The 15350-nt window shown below is 59.5% G+C and carries 13 protein-coding genes; 5 read left to right on the forward strand and 8 right to left on the reverse strand.

Annotated features, from left to right (window positions below):
• Window positions 1–96 precede the first annotated feature (96 nt).
• The gene (locus J3D54_RS16660; RefSeq protein ID WP_253420253.1) at window positions 97–921 is read right to left on the reverse strand and encodes an ion transporter; all 825 of its coding nucleotides are present in this window, start codon (window positions 919–921) and stop codon (window positions 97–99) included.
• A gap of 218 nt (window positions 922–1139) precedes the next feature.
• Between J3D54_RS16660 and J3D54_RS16665 the strand changes: the two genes are divergently transcribed.
• Entirely contained in the window at window positions 1140–3713 is a 2574-nt protein-coding gene (locus J3D54_RS16665) for an autotransporter domain-containing protein (protein WP_253420256.1), read from the forward strand.
• A 61-nt stretch (window positions 3714–3774) separates the two neighbouring features.
• Window positions 3775–4590, forward strand: coding sequence for a serine hydrolase family protein (locus J3D54_RS16670; RefSeq protein WP_253420259.1), 816 nt, complete (start codon window positions 3775–3777; stop codon window positions 4588–4590).
• Between the two features lie 43 nt (window positions 4591–4633).
• On the opposite strand, the gene J3D54_RS16675 is transcribed toward J3D54_RS16670, so the two are convergent.
• From J3D54_RS16675 to gcl, 6 genes are all read right to left on the reverse strand, one after another.
• Entirely contained in the window at window positions 4634–5518 is an 885-nt protein-coding gene (locus tag J3D54_RS16675; RefSeq protein WP_253420262.1) for an urea transporter, read from the reverse strand.
• Window positions 5519–5580: 62 nt separating this feature from the next.
• On the reverse strand, window positions 5581–6996 hold the full coding sequence (gene pyk / locus J3D54_RS16680; RefSeq protein ID WP_253420266.1) for a pyruvate kinase: 1416 nt from the start codon (window positions 6994–6996) through the stop codon (window positions 5581–5583).
• The gene (locus tag J3D54_RS16685; RefSeq protein WP_253420269.1) at window positions 6986–8266 is read right to left on the reverse strand and encodes a glycerate kinase; all 1281 of its coding nucleotides are present in this window, start codon (window positions 8264–8266) and stop codon (window positions 6986–6988) included. The genes pyk and J3D54_RS16685 overlap by 11 nt, the downstream gene beginning before the upstream one ends.
• Before the next feature lie 175 nt (window positions 8267–8441).
• Window positions 8442–9332, reverse strand: coding sequence for a 2-hydroxy-3-oxopropionate reductase (locus J3D54_RS16690; protein WP_253420271.1), 891 nt, complete (start codon window positions 9330–9332; stop codon window positions 8442–8444).
• Between the two features lie 188 nt (window positions 9333–9520).
• Window positions 9521–10303, reverse strand: a complete 783-nt coding sequence (hyi, locus tag J3D54_RS16695) for a hydroxypyruvate isomerase (protein ID WP_253420273.1) — start codon at window positions 10301–10303, stop codon at window positions 9521–9523.
• 48 nt (window positions 10304–10351) lie between these two features.
• Window positions 10352–12127 carry a glyoxylate carboligase gene (gene gcl / locus J3D54_RS16700; protein ID WP_253420275.1) on the reverse strand — a complete coding sequence of 592 codons (1776 nt, stop codon included), beginning with the start codon at window positions 12125–12127 and terminating at the stop codon, window positions 10352–10354.
• A 266-nt stretch (window positions 12128–12393) separates the two neighbouring features.
• On the opposite strand from gcl, the gene J3D54_RS16705 reads away from it, so the two are divergent.
• Both J3D54_RS16705 and J3D54_RS16710 read left to right on the forward strand, forming a co-directional pair.
• Complete coding sequence (locus J3D54_RS16705; RefSeq protein ID WP_253420277.1) at window positions 12394–12834, forward strand: heme-binding protein; 441 nt, start codon at window positions 12394–12396, stop codon at window positions 12832–12834.
• A gap of 211 nt (window positions 12835–13045) precedes the next feature.
• A complete protein-coding gene (locus J3D54_RS16710) occupies window positions 13046–13504 on the forward strand; it encodes a transposase (RefSeq protein WP_253420279.1) in 459 nt (152 codons plus the stop codon).
• Window positions 13505–13635: 131 nt separating this feature from the next.
• Here J3D54_RS16710 and J3D54_RS16715 read toward each other — a convergent pair whose 3' ends face one another.
• A complete protein-coding gene (locus J3D54_RS16715; RefSeq protein ID WP_007939160.1) occupies window positions 13636–14241 on the reverse strand; it encodes a TetR/AcrR family transcriptional regulator in 606 nt (201 codons plus the stop codon).
• A gap of 134 nt (window positions 14242–14375) precedes the next feature.
• Here J3D54_RS16715 and J3D54_RS16720 point away from each other — a divergent pair, with 134 nt between their 5' ends.
• Window positions 14376–15290: a DUF808 domain-containing protein gene (locus J3D54_RS16720; RefSeq protein WP_253420281.1), complete on the forward strand. Its 915-nt coding sequence runs from the start codon at window positions 14376–14378 to the stop codon at window positions 15288–15290.
• Window positions 15291–15350: the final 60 nt, after the last annotated feature.

Raw genomic sequence — 15350 nt, forward strand, 5'->3', positions numbered from 1 at the left:
TTGTGTTATCAAACATGTTCTTTGGAAAGTGTCGGAAATTTGCCAGCGACTATAGCCGGGCTTTAATAGTCGTTTAAAGATTAAAAAACACTTTGCTTATTCCTGTTTCTTGAACAACGCATTGCCACAACGGGAGCAGAACGCCGCGCCATGTTCGTGGCTGTTTTTCTTGCAGACCGGGCAGTCGTGTTGCAGTTGTTCGCCGCGCATGGCGTTGGCCAGTTCCGCAGTGAAGATTCCCGTCGGCACGGCGATGATCGAGTAACCAGTGATCATCACCAGGGATGAAATCACCTGACCCAGCGGCGTCTTCGGCACGATGTCGCCAAAGCCTACGGTGGTCAGCGTGACGATAGCCCAATAGATGCCTTTGGGGATGCTGGTGAAGCCGTGTTCCGGGCCTTCGATCACGTACATCAAGGTGCCGAACACCGTCACCAGGGTGCTGACGCTGAGCAAAAACACCACGATCTTCTGCTTGCTACCGCGTAGCGCCGCCATCAAATAGTTGGCTTGTTTCAGATACGGGCTGAGCTTGAGCACGCGGAAAATCCGCAACATCCGAATGATCCGGATGATCAGCAGGTACTGCGCATCGCTGTAATACAGCGCGAGAATGCCGGGCACGATCGCCAGCAAATCCACCAACCCATAGAAGCTGAAGGCGTAGCGCAAGGGTTTGGGCGAGCAGTACAGGCGCAGGCCGTATTCGACGGCGAAAATGATGGTGAAGCCCCACTCGATGTACGCCAGCACGTCGGCGTAGTTCTGGTGAACGCTGTCGATGCTGTCGAGAATCACGATCACCAGGCTGGCGAGGATGATCAGCAGCAAGGTGCTGTCGAAGCGCCGACCGGCCACTGTGTCGCTCTGGAAAATTATGACGTAGAGGCGACGGCGCCAGTCGTTGTTGCTTTCCATAAGGTATTGCCCAATCCGAAAATGAGAGAAGCCTGGGTGATTGGCGAGGATTGCGCAAGCTGGACGCTGGGTACGCCATGTCCAGCCGGTCCTGGCCGTTCATGGCTTAAGAAATTGACTATCTCGTCGATATATCGACTTCCCACAGACCAAAACCCTTTGTCTTGATGTGCGGCTTGGATTTCAGGCGATGGATTTCAGAACCTCACGGAAGTGATATGGATAATAAGTTTTTCAAGAAGAGCGTGCTGGCAATGGTTGTCAGTGCTTCGACCGTTCAGGCATTTGCCAGCGAGTACGACCTGAGCCAGGGTTTCAAGGACTGGACGGGTCAACCCCTCAGTGAAACCTTGACCCTGACCGGGCAACGAACCCGCCAGAGCAATACGGACAACACAGGTGTCACGTTCTTCCAGAACACTGTCGCGGGCTCACTCATTAACCGGGGCGACTTCACTTTCGACGCTCAAGGCGCGACAGTGACCGGGATCGGACTGGATGTCAGTTTCCGCAACACCAGCGGCAGCAACATTCAGGGTGACTTCATCAATGCCGGCAAGCTTTCTCTTTCCAACGTGAATAGCGCTGAGGGAATCGAGATCGCCAATACCACTATCACCGGCAATGTCATCAACGCCGGGACTGTCTCCATCACCCAGGCATCGGGAGCCAATATCTATGGCGAGCCTGAGGGTATCTACCTCCATGGGACCACTATTGGCGGCGATCTGATCAACAGTGGTGTTGTCGACGTGCAGGGCAACTATGCCGTGGGGCTGATTCTGGATTCCCATTCCGGGCAACCCGTGAGCATCGCCGGCAAGCTTCTCAACTCAGGAACGATTCGTGCCACGGGTCAGAACGCCTCCGCTTTTCATGTCGAGACCCAAACCAGCGCGTTGAGGATCGAGAACAGCGGCTCGATCATGAGCGTCGGCAAGAACGCCGAGGCTATCGGGTTTTTGGATGGTTCAGTCGATTATTTGCTCAACACCGGGACTATTGAGGCATCGGGTGAAGACGCCGTTGGCATCAAGCTCGGGGGTGCCACTTTCACGCAGAATGCTGTGTCTGGCGCTCGGGGCATTATCAACTCCGGCAATATCATTGCGGACGGTGTTGCGATCCGGGTCGATGCGGACCAGGTATCAGCGTTCGAGATCAACCAGCAAGGTGGCGAAATTCGCAGCAATCATGCGGCGGCTATCGATGGCGCAGGGTTGGCGCAACTGAACTGGACCGGCGGTGCAATCAAGGGCGATCTGCTCAATCTCAATGGGGTGAATGTTGCGGGTCAAGCCAATTACACCGGTAGTAAAATTGGCAGTACGGTATCTGTGACGTCAGGCTCTCTGAATCTGCAAAATCAGGGCGTCGTGATTACCGGTGACCTGAACGTCGGAGCCAACAGTGGTATCGATATGTTGCTTTCGGATCGCGTCACCCCCGGTACGCCTTATTTGACGGTGGACGGCAAGGCTACCTTCGCCCAGTCCTCCACAGTGACGTTGAATGCCAAACCAGGTGATTTCACACCGACCGCTGCCGGCACTCAATACACGCTGGTCAAGGCCGGCAGCCTGCAGAACAACGGGTTGAGTGTGACCAGTTCGTCCTCGTTGTTGAACGTCGCCAGCTATACAACCGATGCCCAGACCGTCAATGCGCTGGTCACACTGAAAAGTGACAGTCAGGTGGATGAAGAGCAGGGGAATATTGGCACCTCCCGCAGCACCCGCCAGATCCTCAATCGCTTCAAGAATGGCCCGCTGGGACAATTGAACAGTGATGATGCGGTCTTCAAAGCCTTTGCCAACGCCTCTTCCCAAGAGGCGCTGGCGAAGCTCGGTGAGCAGCTGGCGCCGGAAGTCAGCCGTGGGGCGGTCAATGCGGCAGTATCGGGTCAGGCAATGATGAATGGAGCGATCAACAACCGCGTGTCCGGCCTGCGCTCGGGGCTCTCATCTGGGGATTCGCTGACAGATACCGGCGTGTGGGTTCAGGGGTTGAGCAGCAACCAGGATCAGGACAGCCGTGATGCAGTCGCCGGTTATTCGGCCAACAGCAGCGGTATTGCTGTCGGGGCGGACGGCAAGCTGAATGCCAACTCCACCGTGGGGCTGGCCTATTCGTATCTGAATACCAACGTCACCTCCGATACTGGAAATAAAACCGATGTACAGGGCCAGGCATTGACGCTGTACGGTAGCTGGGATCTGCGCAACTGGTTTGTCGATGGCAGCCTCAGTTATGGGCGCAATGACAATGACAGCAAACGTTATATTGCCGATAGCGCGGCCAAAGCCAGCTACAACAGTGACGCATGGGCACTGAGTGCCTTGAGCGGTTATACCTTCAAACTCACTGACCAACTGATTGTCGAACCGCGTGTCGCCGCACGTTACACCAATATTCAGCTGGACAGCTTTAATGAGCATGGCTCATCGGCCGCCTTGCACTCCAATGCCCAGCGCTTCGAAATTGGCGAGTTGGGCGCCGGGTTGCGAATGGCCGCTGACGTGCCATTGCTCAATGGCACCCTCACACCTGAAGCGAGCGTGATGGCTTACCACGACTTTATCGGTGACCAGATCAATCAGACCTCCAGTTTCATCTTGGGAGGCTCGCCTTTCATTGTCGCCGGAGCCAGTCCGGTGCGTGATAGTTATGAAGGTCGTATAGGGGTGAAGTATCAAATTGATGCTCTAACCCTGGGGACCAATTATGGCTATCAAACGAAGACCGGTTTTAACGCCGACACCTTTACCGTTGAAGCGCGCTACGCTTTTTGATTGACTGGATCGCAACGGTTCGCGCGGGCGGATCGTTGCGTCTGATCAACAGGTTAAAACCATGTTTAAAACACTGGCCGCTATCGGCTTCGCGGTCCTCGGGCTTAGCGGATGCTCGGGTAAAGTCGATTTGCAGGCGGTAAGTCAAGGCTCCTCGCTTACTCCTGGCACGCTCGATAGTTCACCTTACACACTCATGGCCTTGCTACCGCCACCAGGGGGCTACAAGCATCTGCGTGTTTACATTGAAGGCGATGGTCGGGCATGGGCGACACGATCTCAACCGAGTATCGACCCGACCCCTCACGCGTCCTTGATGGCGAAATTGGCCGCTGGAGATCGGGGGGGCCGTGCCTATCTGGCGCGCCCTTGTCAGTTCGTGACATCGCCGGGTTGCAACACTGATTTATGGACATCCGGTCGTTTCAACTCATCAGTCATAGAGGCCATGAGCGCAGCCCTCGATCGTCTGAAAAGCCGCTTTGCAGTGGAGCAGTTCGAACTGGTCGGATATTCGGGCGGCGCAGCGATTGCCTTGGTCCTTGCGGGGACTCGTAACGACGTCACTCAAGTGCAAACAATTGCCGGGAATCTCGACCCGGTAAAGTGGGCGGAGCTGATGCAGCTCACGCCATTCTCGAAGCCGGTGACACCTCTGCAGTTTCGCGACAAGTTGCGTGCGCTCCCGCAACGTCATTTCATTGGTTTGAATGACAAGGTCGTGCCGCCTCAAATGCTCCAGTTCTACACCACGCAGCTTCAGGGAAAATGCCTGGAAGCCGTCGAAACCCTCGCCACCCACGATCAGGGATACGATGAAAGTTGGGGCGCGCGGTCGGAGCTGCCGATGGCTTGTGAGACTGATCCATTGCGTTGAATGCAGATTCAGCCCTTTCAGATGCCACCGATTGAATCGTCGATCAATAGCGCAAGGCGTCGGCAGCAGCCTGGCGCAGCACGCTGATGCCAGCATGAACCAGCCAGCAGGCAAGAATGAACGGCGCCGTCAGCGTTGCCAGACCCAATGCGGCAAACCCGGGTGTGAGCAATAACGCCAGCAGAATCCCGAGCAGCGGCAGCCACGGTTGGCGGCGTTGCGTACTGAGCGCGAGGGCGGCGAGCACTGGGTTGTAGCCGCTCAAACCCTGCAAGGCGCTGGAAGTATCGTGATGCAACAGGGCGAAACCGAGGCCGGCGGCGGAGCCGAGCAGCGCCCACACAAAGGCGCGGCGGTCGGCAAGCAGCAACCCGGCGGCAATCAGCGCGCCGGCCAGGGGATGGCCGAGAAACATGACTTGCCCCAGGCCTTTCAATTCGGCGGCGAGCAGGTTGAGGGTGTTCGGTTCGATCAGCGGAACGGGTTGCTGTGGTGCGGCAAAGCCGAGCAACAGCCAACTCAACCCAACGAATGGTGCGGTGTAGGCCGGTAGACATGGATGATCGCCAGCGCCTTTGAGCCATTGCTGGGTGAGCATCGCACTCAGGCCGCCGCAGGCGATGATCAGCGGGGGCAGCAGCGCTGACCATGGGAAATACAGGCTCAGCAACAGCCCGAGCAAAATGCCGTTGTAACTGAACAGTCCGGCCTGACGATTGGCCTTGGCATAGCCGCGACGTTGCGCGGTGAGCAACCCGGCGACACCGCCCAGCAGCGCACCTACGAGCAAGGTTGGCGCGGTGAACAGAATCGCCAACAGACACAGTAGCCCGCACAGCGGATGGCGCTGGAGGAAAATCTGGCTGAAGCCGTTGAGCAGGGCGGTGGCCCAGTCGGGGCAGTGGGTGTTGAAGTGGTGGGCAGGCATGATGGGGGCAGTCAGTACAGATCGTTCCCACGCAGAGCGTGGGAACGATCATTGTGAGGGGGTCAGATTAATGTCTCGATGCGCAACGAATTGGTCGATCCCGGCTGCCCGAACGGCACGCCCGCCGTAATCAACAACGTATCCCCACGCTGAGCCATCCCCTGTGCCTGCGCAATCTCCAGCGCCGTCGAGCACACTTCATCCACCTGCCGCAGTCGGTCATTGACCACCGAGTGCACACCCCACGCCACCGTCAAACGCCGTGCGGTTTGCAGATTCGGCGTCAGGTTGAGGATCGGCACCGTCGGCCGTTCCCGCGCCGCCCGCAGGCTTGACGTGCCGGACTCGCTGTAGTTCACCAGCACCGCCACCGGCAGCACGTTGCTGATGCGGCGGATCGCGCAGCTGATCGCGTCCGACACCGTGGCCTCGGCTTTTGGCCGGCTCACGTCCAGTTGGGTCTGATAATCCGGGCCGTTTTCCACCTGACGGATGATCTTGCTCATCATCTGCACGGCTTCCAGCGGGTACTCGCCGGACGCGGTTTCGGCCGACAGCATCACCGCGTCCGCGCCTTCAGCCACCGCGTTGGCAACGTCTGTGACTTCGGCGCGGGTCGGGGCTGGGGAGAAGCACATCGACTCCAGCATCTGCGTCGCCACCACCACCGGTTTGCCGAGTTGGCGGCAGGTGCTGATGATGTTTTTCTGAATCTGCGGCACGCTTTCGGCCGGCACTTCCACGCCCAGGTCACCGCGCGCGACCATGATCGCATCGCTCAACTCCGCGATTTCCCGCAGTTGCGTCACGGCCGACGGCTTCTCGATCTTCGCCATCAGAAAGGCTTTGTCGCCGATCAGCGCACGGGCTTCGCGGATGTCTTCCGGGCGTTGCACGAACGACAGCGCGACCCAGTCCACACCCAACTCCAGGCCGAAGCTCAAGTCGCGACGGTCCTTGGCGGTCAACGGGCTCAGGTCGAGCACCGCTTGTGGCACGTTGACGCCTTTGCGATCCGACAGCTCGCCGCCATTGAGCACCGTGGTGTCGATGGCATCGGTGTACTTGGTCACCACCCGCAGGCGCAACTTGCCGTCGTCCAGCAGCAGGTCCATGCCGGGCTCCAGCGCGGCGATGATTTCCGGGTGGGGCAGGTTGACCCGGCGCTGATCCCCCGGCGTCGCATCCAGATCCAGGCGCAATGCCTGGCCACGATGCAGCTGCACTTTGCCTTGGGCGAATGTGCCGACCCGCAGTTTCGGGCCTTGCAGGTCCATCAGAATCCCCAGCGGATAATTCAACTGGCGCTCGACTTCACGAATCCACTGATAGCGCTGCGCATGGTCGGCATGATCGCCGTGGCTGAAGTTCAGGCGAAAGATATTGACCCCGGCCCGCACCAGTTCACGGATATCGTCGATCCCGTCGGTGGCGGGACCGAGGGTGGCGAGGATTTTGACCTTCTTGTCAGGCGTCATGTTTAGGGCTCTCGAGAATCAGGATGGCGCGGAAGTCGTTGACGTTGGTGCGGGTCGGCTCGGTGACGATCAGCGCATCCAGCGCCGCGAAATAGCCGTAGCCATTGTTGTTGTCCAACTCATCGCAGGCAGCGAGGCCGAGAGCGGCGGCGCGGGCGTAGCTGTCCGGGGTCATGAGGGCGCCGGCGTTGTCTTCGGAGCCGTCGATGCCGTCGGTGTCACCGGCCAGGGCGTAGACGCCGGGCAGGCCTTTGAGGCTGTCGGTCAGGCTCAGCAGGAATTCGGCGTTGCGCCCGCCACGGCCATTGCCGCGCACGGTGACGGTGGTTTCGCCACCGGACAGAATCACGCACGGCGCCGCCAGCGGTTGACCGTGCTGGACGATCTGCCGCGCAATGCCGGCGTGGACCTTCGCCACTTCCCGGGATTCACCTTCCAGGTCGCCGAGAATCAACGGGCTGAAACCGGCCTGACGGGCTTTCACCGCCGCCGCTTCCAGTGACTGCTGCGGGCGGGCGATCAATTGGAAATGACTGCGGGCCAGGCTCGGATCGCCGGGTTTGACCGTTTCCGACTCGGGGCTTTGCAGCCAGTTGCGCACCGAGGCCGGGACTTCGATGGCATAACGCTTGAGGATCGCCAACGCTTCAGCCGAGGTGCTCGGGTCGGCCACGGTGGGGCCGGAGGCGATGACGGTGGCGAGATCGCCCGGCACATCGGAAATCGCATAGGTGTAAACCGTGGCCGGCCAGCAGGCTTTGCCCAGGCGCCCGCCCTTGATCGCCGAGAGGTGCTTGCGCACGCAGTTCATCTCGCCGATGGTCGCGCCGGATTTGAGCAGGGCCTTGTTGATCGATTGCTTGTCGGCCAGGGTGATGCCGGCGGCGGGCAAGGCGAGCAGGGCAGAGCCGCCGCCCGAGAGCAGGAAGATCACACGGTCGTCTTCGCTCAGGTTGCTGACCAGCTCCAGAACCCGTTTCGCGACGGCCAGACCGGCAGCGTCCGGCACCGGATGCGCGGCTTCGACCACTTCGATTTTTTCGCACGGGGCGCCGTGGCCGTAGCGGGTCACCACCAGGCCTGTCACTTCACCCCGCCAGCAGCGCTCGACCACCTGGGCCATGGCTGCGGCGGCTTTACCGGCACCGATGACGATCACCCGACCGCTGCGGTCGGTTGGCAAATGGGCTTCAAGGACGTGCTGCGGATGGGCCGCGTCGATGGCTGTGGCAAACAGCTCGCGCAGCAATTGTTGCGGATCGACCGACATGGCGGGCTCCCGGAATTCTTGTTATGGGGATAAGACGACAGCAGGTGTTGCGGCGCGATCCTTGTGGGAGCTGGCTTGCCTGCGATTCAGGCGACACGGTCTTTCAGGCAGACCGAGGTGATGCCATCGCAGACAAGCCAGCTCCCACAGGGACCGAGCCAGCTTCAGATCGGGCTTACTTATCGCGAATCGAGAAATTCGCCATGTGTTCCAGGCCCTTGATCAGCGCCGAGTGGTCCCAGTTGCTGCCACCGATGGCCGCGCAGGTGCTGAACACTTGCTGGGCATTGGCGGTGTTCGGCAGGTTGATGTTCAGCTCGCGCGCACCGGCCAGGGCCAGGTTCAGGTCCTTCTGGTGCAGGCTGATGCGGAAGCCCGGGTCGAAGGTGCCTTTGATCATGCGTTCGCCGTGCACTTCGAGGATCTTTGACGAGGCGAAGCCACCCATCAGCGCTTCACGCACCTTCGCTGGGTCGGCGCCGTTTTTTGAAGCGAACAGCAGCGCTTCAGCCACGGCCTGGATGTTCAGCGCGACGATGATCTGGTTCGCCACTTTCGCGGTTTGCCCGTCGCCGTTGCCACCGACCAGGGTGATGTTCTTGCCCATGGCCTGGAACAGCGGCAGGGCGCGTTCGAAGGCATCGGCCTCGCCGCCGACCATGATGCTCAGGGTCGCAGCCTTGGCGCCGACTTCACCGCCGGAGACCGGGGCGTCGAGGTATTGCGCGCCTTTTTCGTTGATTTTGGCGGCGAAGGTTTTGGTGGCCGTCGGCGAGATCGAGCTCATGTCGATCACGACTTTGCCCTTGCTGACGCCCGCCGCAACACCGTCGGCGCGGAACAGCACGTCATCGACCTGCGGGGTATCCGGCACCATGACGATGATGAATTCGGCTTCCTGGGCGACTTCTTTCGGGTTGGCCAGCGCGACGGCGCCAGCAGCCACCAGGTCGGCAGGTGCGGCGTCGTGGTGCGCCGACAGGAACAGGCTGTGACCGGCTTTCTGCAGGTTCAACGCCATTGGGTGGCCCATGATGCCGGTGCCGATAAATCCGATTTTAGCCATGAGAAAATCCTCTTGTTTTTTGTGTGGCTCCCGGCTCTGGACCGATGAGCTCTTTGTGGCGAGGGGGCTTGCCCCCGTTGGGTCGCGAAGCGGCCCCAAAACTGTTTGCGCAGTGAATCAGGTAGAGCGCGTGTGCAGGTTTTACGACTGCTTCGCAGCCGAACGGGGGCAAGCCCCCTCGCCACACGTCAGATTGCGTTATGCGTTTTCAACCAGCCCAGACCCGCTTCAGTCGTGGTCAGCGGCTTGTATTCACAGCCGACCCAACCCTGATAACCGATGCGGTCCAGGTGTTCGAACAGGAAGCGGTAGTTGATTTCACCGGTGCCCGGTTCGTTGCGCCCTGGGTTGTCCGCCAATTGCACGTGGTTGATCTCGTCCAGGTGCGCGGCCATGGTGCGGGCCAGGTCGCCTTCCATGATTTGCATGTGATAGATGTCGTATTGCAGGAACAGGTTGGCGCTGCCGACCTGTTCGCGAATCGATAGGGCTTGCGCCGTGTTGTTCAGGTAGAAGCCCGGAATGTCGCGGGTGTTGATCGCTTCCATCACCAGTTTGATGCCCACCGCTTGCAGCTTGTCCGCCGCGTACTTGAGGTTGGCGACGAAGGTTTTTTCCACGGTGGCCTCGTCGCCGCCTTGTGGACGAATACCGGCCAGGCAGTTGACCTGGGTGTTGCCCAGCACTTGGGCGTAGGCGATGGCCAGGTCGACACCGGCGCGGAATTCTTCGACCCGATCCGGCAGGCAAGCGATGCCACGCTCGCCCTTGGCCCAGTCACCGGCCGGCAGGTTGAACAGCACCTGGGTCAAGCCATTGGCATCGAGCCTGGCCTTGATGTCGGCAGAGCTGAAGTCATAGGGGAACAGGTATTCGACACCGCTGAAACCGGCCTTGGCGGCAGCGTCGAAACGGGCAAGAAAATCCTGCTCGGTGAACAGCATGGACAGGTTGGCTGCGAAACGCGGCATGGTGATCTCCTGTAAAAATATGTGCCTGTAGCAGGTGTCAGGTCATTCTTAATCGAGCAACGAAATCGCCGTTGGCGCATCGTTGCCGACCAGCGCCAGGTCTTCGAATTCGTTGACGGCGTTGATCTCGGTGCCCATGGAAATGTTGGTCACGCGCTCCAGAATGATCTCGACGATCACCGGCACCTTGAACTCTTCGATCATCTCCTGAGCCTTGCGCAGGGCAGGCTGGATCTGACCCGGTTCGAATACCCGCAGCGCCTTGCAACCCAGGCCTTCGGCGACCGCGACGTGATCGACACCGTAGCCGTTGAGCTCCGGAGCGTTGAGGTTGTCGAAGGACAGCTGGACGCAGTAGTCCATGTCGAAACCGCGCTGCGCCTGACGGATCAACCCCAGGTACGAGTTGTTCACCACGACGTGGATGTACGGCAGCTTGAACTGTGCGCCCACCGCCAGTTCTTCGATCATGAACTGGAAGTCGTAGTCGCCCGAGAGCGCCACCACCTTGCGGGTCGGATCAGCCTTGACCACGCCGAGCGCTGCCGGAATGGTCCAGCCCAATGGGCCGGCCTGACCGCAGTTGATCCAGTGACGCGGTTTGTAGACGTGCAGGAACTGCGCGCCGGCAATCTGCGACAGGCCGATGGTGCTGACGTAGCAGGTGTCTTTGCCGAACACCTGGTTCATCTCTTCGTACACCCGTTGCGGCTTGACCGGCACGTTGTCGAAGTGAGTCTTGCGCTGCAGGCTGGCTTTGCGTTGCTGGCAATCTTGCAACCAGGCGCTGCGGTTTTTCAGCTTGCCGGCGGCTTGCCATTCGCGAGCGACTTCAATGAACACGGTCAACGCGGCAGCGGCATCGGACACAATGCCCAGGTCCGGGGTGAAGACGCGGCCGATCTGGGTCGGTTCGATGTCGACGTGAATGAATTTTCGGCCTTCGGTGTAAACGTCGACCGAACCGGTGTGACGGTTGGCCCAGCGGTTACCGACGCCCAGCACCACGTCCGATTTCAGCAGCGTGGCGTTGCCGTAGCGGTGCGAGGTTTGCAGACCGACCATGCCGACCATCAGCGGGTGATCGTCCGGGATGGTGCCCCAGCCCATCAGGGTCGGGATGACCGGAATACCGGTCAGCTCGGCGAACTCCACCAGCAACTCGCTGGCGTCGGCATTGATGATGCCGCCACCGGCCACCAGCAATGGGCGTTCAGCCTGGTCGAGCATGGCCAGGGCTTTTTCCACCTGCACGCGGGTCGCGCTCGGCTTGGCCAATGGCAGAGGCTGGTAGGCGTCGATGTCGAATTCGATTTCGGCCATCTGCACGTCGAACGGCAGGTCGATCAGCACCGGGCCGGGGCGGCCGGAGCGCATCTCATAGAAGGCTTTCTGGAAGGCGTAAGGCACCTGGCCCGGCTCCAGAACCGTGGTCGCCCACTTGGTGACCGGCTTGACTATGCTGGTGATGTCGACGGCCTGGAAGTCTTCCTTGTGCATGCGAGCACGCGGTGCTTGCCCGGTAATGCACAGGATCGGGATCGAGTCGGCCGAGGCGCTGTAGAGTCCGGTGACCATGTCGGTACCGGCCGGTCCCGATGTGCCGATGCACACGCCAATGTTGCCGGCCTTGGTGCGTGTGTAACCCTCGGCCATGTGCGAGGCGCCTTCAACGTGGCGAGCGAGGACGTGATCGATGCCACCGACCTTCTGCAAGGCGGAGTACAGCGGGTTGATCGCGGCGCCCGGGATGCCAAAAGCGGTATCGACCCCTTCACGGCGCATCACCAGAACGGCGGCTTCGATTGCTCTCATTTTGCTCATTGTTTTGTGCCTCTTACGTTTTGTAATTGTATACAAGTGGCTTTGTGCAGAGTGTATTCACGGCGGACGGCGCAGGTCAATCCATTTTCTCAAGCGGCTGTTTCATTCGTCGGAAGCCCAAATAACTGTGGATTTTCGTCGCATGTCGCGCTTCTCGAGAATTATTGTATACAAAAAAATAATTAATTGTGTTCTATTTGTTGTATCGGATTGCGCAACACAAAGCAATCCAACGGCTTTCCCAATAACAAAATGAGGACGGCACCATGAGCGCTTTAACCTTGAAAGTCGCAGTCAACCTGGCTGATCAGGCCATCACCGCAGGGCGGGCCATCTCTGCCGCGCCATTGACCGTTGCCGTGCTGGACGCCGGCGGGCACTTGATAACTCTGCAACGTGAAGACGGCGCCAGCCTGCTGCGCCCGCAGATCGCCATCGGCAAGGCCTGGGGCGCGATCGCCCTGGGCAAGGGCTCACGCCTGCTGGCGCAGGACGCCCAACAACGCCCGGCCTTCTTCGCCGCGCTGAATAGCCTGGGACAGGGCAGCGTCGTCCCGGTACCGGGCGGCGTGTTGATTCGGGATCAGCAGGGGGCTGTGTTGGGGGCGGTGGGCATCAGCGGGGATCTGTCAGATGTTGACGAGCAGTGTGCGATTCGTGCGATTGAGGGGCAGGGGTTGAGGGCGGATGCGGGGGTGGTTGGTTGAGCTGCGGCGTCTGAGCGAATGTCATCGCGGGCAAGCCCGCTCCCACAGGTTTTTTAGGTGAACACAAAATCTGTGAACCCCCTCGATACTTGTGGGAGCGGGCTTGCCCGCGATGACTATCTAGCGGACACATCCACTAAAAGTCTGCTCCCACCCTCTGGTATTTACAGGTCTAGCCTTCTCATGACATCAGTATGAAAGAGGCAAAGGAATGCCAGATTTACCCGCTTCACACCGCTTGCGAACGGGCCGCTATGTCGAACCCAATCGAGTCTATTTACTGTCCACCAATACACTTGATCGCAAGCCGGTTTTTGCCGATTACGCTTTGGGCAGGTTGGTTGTTCATCAATTTCGCCAGGCACAAAACACAGGGTTAGTGAATTCACTGGCATGGGTCGTTATGCCTGATCACTTCCACTGGCTGGTCGAACTGGAGAAATGTTCTCTCAGCAACCTGATGCGTCAAACCAAGTCATTGAGTGCTCGAGAGGTGAATCTTTCCAGTAATAGAACTGGGCCACTTTGGCAGCCGGGCTATCACGACCGAGCATTGAGGAGAGAAGAAGACTTGGTGAAGATGGCCCGATATGTAGTGGCGAATCCAATGCAGGCAGGGCTTGTAGAGCGACTTGGCGACTATCCGTTGTGGGATGCTGTCTGGCTTTAAGCTTTGAAGTTGAGTCGCCCCGATCGCGGGCAAGCCCGCTCCCACAGGTTTTTAGGTGAACACAAAATCTGTGAACCCCCTCGATCCTTGTGGGAGCGGGCTTGCCCGCGATTGGGGGTTCACTCGGTCTATCAGTCCGGCTCACACCCCTTGAGCACCAACCGGATAATCGTCTGCGCCGCTGCTTCATAGTCGGCCTCATCCAGCTTGGCCTTGCCGGTCACCGCGGAGATTTGCCAGTCGAAATCGGCGTAGGTCTGGGTCGCGGCCCAGATGCTGAACATCAGGTGGTTTGGGTCGATCGGGGCGATCTGGCCGCGGTCGATCCAAGTCTGGATGCAGTCGATGTTGTGCCTGGCCTGGCCGTTGAGCTGCTCGACCAGGTCGGGGCTCAAATGCGGGGCGCCGTGCATGATTTCGCTGGCGAACACCTTGGAGGCGAAGGGCAGGTCGCGGGAGATGCGGATTTTCGAACGAATGTAGCCGCTGAGCACTTCGCTGGGCACGCCATCGGCATTGAACGGTGTCGAGGCCTGCAGGATTGGTTCGATGATGCTTTCCAGGACCTCGCGGTAGAGGTTTTCCTTGGACTTGAAGTAGTAGTAGACGTTGGGCTTGGGCAACCCGGCCTTGGCCGCGATGTCACTGGTTTTGGTCGCAGCGAAGCCCTTGTCGGCAAATTCTTCACTGGCGGCACGCAGGATCAGTTCTTTGTTGCGCTCGCGGATAGTGCTCATAAACCAAGGAGTTCCTTGCCTGTTCTGGCGGTTGCGCATGGTAGCACCGGCCTCGCGCAGCGCTCAAGAATGCCCCGTGTGGCCTCGGGTCGCGTTATGCTGCGCACCATTCATTCAAGAAGGAAAACCGATTCATGGCAGGAAGCAGTTTGCTGGTGCTGATCGACGACATCGCCACTGTACTGGACGATGTGGCGTTGATGACCAAAATGGCCGCGAAGAAGACCGCCGGTGTACTGGGCGACGATCTGGCGCTCAATGCTCAGCAGGTTTCTGGCGTGCGTGCCGAGCGGGAAATCCCGGTGGTGTGGGCGGTGGCCAAGGGCTCTTTTCTCAACAAGCTGATCCTGGTGCCTTCGGCGTTGGCCATCAGTGCGTTCATGCCATGGCTGGTTACACCGTTGCTGATGGTCGGTGGCGCTTACCTGTGCTTCGAAGGCTTCGAGAAACTCGCCCACAAATTTCTGCACAGCAAAGCCGAAGATCAGGCTGAACACGCAGAACTGGTCGAGGCCGTGGCCAATCCGGCGGTCGATCTGGTGGCGTTCGAGCAGGACAAAATCAAAGGGGCGATCCGTACCGACTTCATCCTCTCGGCGGAAATCATCGCCATCACCCTGGGCACTGTTGCTGGTGCTTCGCTGACCCAGCAAGTGATCGTGCTCTCGGGCATTGCCATCGTCATGACTATCGGGGTCTACGGCCTGGTGGCCGGTATCGTCAAACTCGACGACCTTGGCCTGTGGCTGACCCAGAAGCCGGGCCAGATGGCCAAGAGCATTGGCGGCGGGATTCTGAGTGCCGCGCCATACATGATGAAAAGCCTGTCGGTGATCGGCACGGCGGCGATGTTTCTGGTCGGCGGCGGGATTCTGACCCATGGCGTGCCGGTGGTTCATCACTGGATCGAGAGTGTCGCCGCAGCTGCCGGTGGGGCCGGGTTTATCGTGCCGACATTGCTCAATGCAGTGGCCGGGATTGTAGCCGGTGCGGCGGTGTTGGTGGGGGTGATGGCTGTCGGCACGCTCTGGAAAACGGTGAAAGCCTGACCTTGTGGTGTTTGATGCACCGCACATGAAAAAAGGCCATTCGACGCAAATCGAATGGCC

It is taken from the genome of Pseudomonas sp. GGS8 (genome assembly GCF_024168645.1).
In the GTDB taxonomy this organism is placed as follows: Bacteria; Pseudomonadota; Gammaproteobacteria; order Pseudomonadales; family Pseudomonadaceae; genus Aquipseudomonas.

Bases quoted from the DNA above. Each gene is read 5' to 3' on its own strand.
- J3D54_RS16660 (WP_253420253.1), bottom strand. From the start codon at position 921: ATGGAAAGCAACAACGACTGGCGCCGTCGCCTCTACGTCATAATTTTC.
- J3D54_RS16665 (WP_253420256.1), top strand. From the start codon at position 1,140: ATGGATAATAAGTTTTTCAAGAAGAGCGTGCTGGCAATGGTTGTCAGT.
- J3D54_RS16670 (WP_253420259.1), top strand. From the start codon at position 3,775: ATGTTTAAAACACTGGCCGCTATCGGCTTCGCGGTCCTCGGGCTTAGC.
- J3D54_RS16675 (WP_253420262.1), bottom strand. From the start codon at position 5,518: ATGCCTGCCCACCACTTCAACACCCACTGCCCCGACTGGGCCACCGCC.
- pyk (WP_253420266.1), bottom strand. From the start codon at position 6,996: ATGACGCCTGACAAGAAGGTCAAAATCCTCGCCACCCTCGGTCCCGCC.
- J3D54_RS16685 (WP_253420269.1), bottom strand. From the start codon at position 8,266: ATGTCGGTCGATCCGCAACAATTGCTGCGCGAGCTGTTTGCCACAGCC.
- J3D54_RS16690 (WP_253420271.1), bottom strand. From the start codon at position 9,332: ATGGCTAAAATCGGATTTATCGGCACCGGCATCATGGGCCACCCAATG.
- hyi (WP_253420273.1), bottom strand. From the start codon at position 10,303: ATGCCGCGTTTCGCAGCCAACCTGTCCATGCTGTTCACCGAGCAGGAT.
- gcl (WP_253420275.1), bottom strand. From the start codon at position 12,127: ATGAGCAAAATGAGAGCAATCGAAGCCGCCGTTCTGGTGATGCGCCGT.
- J3D54_RS16705 (WP_253420277.1), top strand. From the start codon at position 12,394: ATGAGCGCTTTAACCTTGAAAGTCGCAGTCAACCTGGCTGATCAGGCC.
- J3D54_RS16710 (WP_253420279.1), top strand. From the start codon at position 13,046: ATGCCAGATTTACCCGCTTCACACCGCTTGCGAACGGGCCGCTATGTC.
- J3D54_RS16715 (WP_007939160.1), bottom strand. From the start codon at position 14,241: ATGAGCACTATCCGCGAGCGCAACAAAGAACTGATCCTGCGTGCCGCC.
- J3D54_RS16720 (WP_253420281.1), top strand. From the start codon at position 14,376: ATGGCAGGAAGCAGTTTGCTGGTGCTGATCGACGACATCGCCACTGTA.